The 3,255-nt window shown below is 42.1% G+C and carries 2 protein-coding genes and 1 tRNA gene; all 3 read left to right on the top strand.

Features of this window, described 5'->3' with window-relative positions; genetic code table 11:
• A partial coding sequence (locus tag AC33VI_RS12140) for a metallopeptidase TldD-related protein (protein WP_491782527.1) occupies nucleotides 1-462 on the top strand: 462 nt, incomplete at its 5' end.
• Nucleotides 463-540: 78 nt separating this feature from the next.
• Nucleotides 541-2,331, top strand: coding sequence for a sodium:solute symporter family protein (locus tag AC33VI_RS12135; RefSeq protein WP_491782526.1), 1,791 nt, complete (start codon nucleotides 541-543; stop codon nucleotides 2,329-2,331).
• Between the two features lie 81 nt (nucleotides 2,332-2,412).
• Nucleotides 2,413-2,492 (top strand) — tRNA-Leu (locus AC33VI_RS12130).
• The last annotated feature ends 763 nt before the right edge of the window (nucleotides 2,493-3,255 follow it).

Below are 3,255 nucleotides of genomic sequence, written 5' to 3'. Positions count from 1 at the left end.
GCATACAGATTGGGGCGAGATCGTAGTAATGGGAGTGCTTATGCCGACAGTTGGTCGAGTATTCCAATGGTACGCATTCCCAATTTAGGTTTAGAACCAGGAAAACCAGGAGATAGCCATACAGCAACTTTAGAAGAAATGATTGCCGATACGGAAGATGGTATTTTAATCGATGGCATTGGTAGTTTTTCCATCGACCAACAACGACGCAATTTCCAATTTGGAGGGGATGCTTTCTGGCAAGTGAAAAACGGCAAAATTACGGGAATGCTGAAAAACGTCACCTACCACAGTATGACTACCGACTTTTGGAATAAAGTTGACGCTCTCGGGGGAGAGTCGGAATTAGTCCAATGCGGTACGAATATGTGCGGTAAAGGCGAACCGATGCAAGTGGCTCAAATGACTCATGCTTGCGTCCCAGTTAGGGTAAGAGATATTCATGTGGGTAGAGCTTCTTAAAGCTAATCTATCCCATCGAGATGAGATTTTGTTAAAAGTCTACTATAATGAGTCATTTTAAACAGGCAGATCCCATCCATGACTCCCATTGACTGGCTAATTGTCGCTATTTATTTTGTCCTCACCATTGGTTTGGGAATCTTTCTTTCTCGTAAAGCCTCTCAAAGTATGGAAGACTTTTTCGTATCGGGGAGATCTCTTCCTTGGTGGTTGGCTGGTACTAGTATGGCAGCAACCACTTTCTCCATCGATACCCCTTTATATATCTGTGGGGTAGTAGCCAGTCGGGGCATTGCAGGTAATTGGGAATGGTGGAGTTTTGGTATTTCCCACGTTATCTTAATTTATATCTTCTCTCGTCTCTGGCGGCGATCGCAAATTGTCACCGATGCTGAATTAACGGAAATGCGTTATGGCGGTAAAACAGCAGCAGTTTTAAGGGGAACAAAAGCTTTTCTCTTCGCCTTGCCGATTAACTGTATTGGCATTGGTTACGCCATGCTGGCAATGGTCAAAGTCGTAGATGCTTTGGAATTATGGCAAAGTTTGGGACTCAATCCAGGAGATAATCTTAAAATTTGGAGTGTCGTAGGAGTTAGCGTTTTAGTTTTAGTTTATTCTGGCTTTTCTGGGCTTTGGGGAGTCGTAGCTACAGATTTCTTTCAATTCTTCTTGGCATTATTGGGTGCAATAGTAGTTGCGATAGTCGCAGTTAACCACGTCGGTGGAATTCACCAACTCATTCCTCAAGTACAAGAAATAAGCGAGATTGATGTCCTATCTTTTTTTCCCGTGCAATTTAGCAGTGGTAGCTTCGGTTGGAGCGATGCAGCAGGAATTACCGCTACTACTTTTTCCACTTATTTATTCGTGCAATGGTGGTCGTTTCGTCGTAGCGATGGCGGTGGAGAATTTATTCAACGTTTAGCAGCAGCTAAAACCGAAAAGGAAGCAGAAAAGTCTTCTTGGCTGTTTAATATCCTCCATTATGGCATTCGTACTTGGCCTTGGATTGTTGTTGCTCTGGTGGCATTAGTAATTTATCCCGACTTGGAAGATAAAGAATTAGCCTATCCTAAATTAATGTTAGAGTTTTTACCCCCTGTAATGCTAGGTTTGGTGGTAACTTCTTTAATTGCCGCCTTTATGAGTACGGTTTCCACTTCGATCAATTGGGGCGCATCTTATCTAACTAACGACCTCTATCGTCGCTTTATCAAACCCAATGCCACCCAAACAGAATTAGTGACAGTAGGCAGAATAGCTTCAGTATTGGTTACGTTTCTAGGTGCGATCGCTGCTTTTAAATTTACTAGCATCGCCAGTGTCTTTCGCTTAGTAATTGCGATTGGTACTGGCCCAGGATTAGTATTAATCTTACGTTGGTTTTGGTGGCGAATTAACGCTGCTGCTGAATTGGCAGCAATGGTTAGTGGCTTTGCGATCGGTCTAATTACCAGTATTTATCCTGGTTTTAACGATATATTCTCCGATTTTGGCTATAGGCTTTTATTTATTTCAGGTACGACGGCTATAGTTTGGATTGCGGTTATGTATCTGACCCCTCCAGAAAGCGATCGCGTTTTAGATGAATTTTATACTAAAGTTCGACCAGGAGGAATCGGTTGGCAGAGGCAAAGAGAGCGTACTGGTATTACTTCCAAGCAAAATTTAATTCAAGATTTACTCAAGGTGGTGGCAGCAAGTCTTTTACTCTTTGGTTCGATGTTTGCGATCGGCGGATTTTTGTTATTGCAATCTTTTACGGGTTGGATATCTTTAATTGTGGCTGCGATCGGTGGTTTCTGGTTGCGTCAACTAAACAAATATCAGTCGGTCTCAATGGCTAGACCAGGACTTAGATCCTAATTTAGGCAAGGGAGAACTTTTTCAGAAAATTATCTTGTATCGATCGCCCTGCATATACTATACTTGTGTAAGTCAACTCAAGGGCGAGTGGCGGAATTGGTAGACGCACCACACTCAAAATGTGGCGAGAAATCGTGAGAGTTCGAGTCTCTCTTCGCCCATAGAAGATATACCCCGTATACGTTTCGGGGTTTTTCAATAAAATGGTTTTTGGTCTAACTTGGCTGGACAAGATTAGATTTTACCCAATTATTACCCAATTGTAAGGCTCTACATTAGTATTTGTTTACAGAACAAAGTTCGTTTGCGAAATTGTGGTCTTCAATGTTCAGCATCTAATATCCAGAACAAAATACACGTATCTGAACATACAAAAATCCTTCAACCATAGGAGTTTGAGAATTTACTATCCTATTTTGGGGAATGTGATAGTAGCGTTTATACATCGCGTCATAACATGGTCTGGTGCCGCAGGAAACTGCGGTATCCTATGATAATTCGTCGCTTTGGTAATTTGGTACCGCAAATCAGACCGCAAAACCAGCACCAGCATTCATTATTGACGTGTCAATGTGTTTGGCAGCAAAGATTGCATCAGGAATTTCTACCAAAGAGATTATCCATCATCATCACGGCATTTAACCATTTAATCCCTTTTGAAGCGTGTGTCTCGAATAGCACTTTATCCTCTTTCTTCGTGCGTTAGAAATTTCTACCAATTAACTTTTTTTGGTGGTTGTCCAAAGATTGAGCCTCTCTCCTAAATGCGTTTAGCCTCGCTACCGCTTGGGTAAACTAAATTTAGGAGATTCTGGCTGAGAGTTGCAAATAACTTGTAGCCCGCTCTGGCTTATCTGGTTACTTGTTCTCAGCTTTTGGTCAAATCGCTCTAAGGGTGAATGACACAGCCTACTTTCGGACTCG

The organism is Waterburya sp., assembly GCF_058530065.1.
Note: the sequence above shows the minus strand (reverse complement) of the source record. Positions and strands in the feature narration are given on the sequence as shown.

Excerpts from the sequence above, each read along its gene's own strand:
- AC33VI_RS12135 (WP_491782526.1), top strand. The coding sequence starts at position 541 with ATGACTCCCATTGACTGGCTAATTGTCGCTATTTATTTTGTCCTCACC.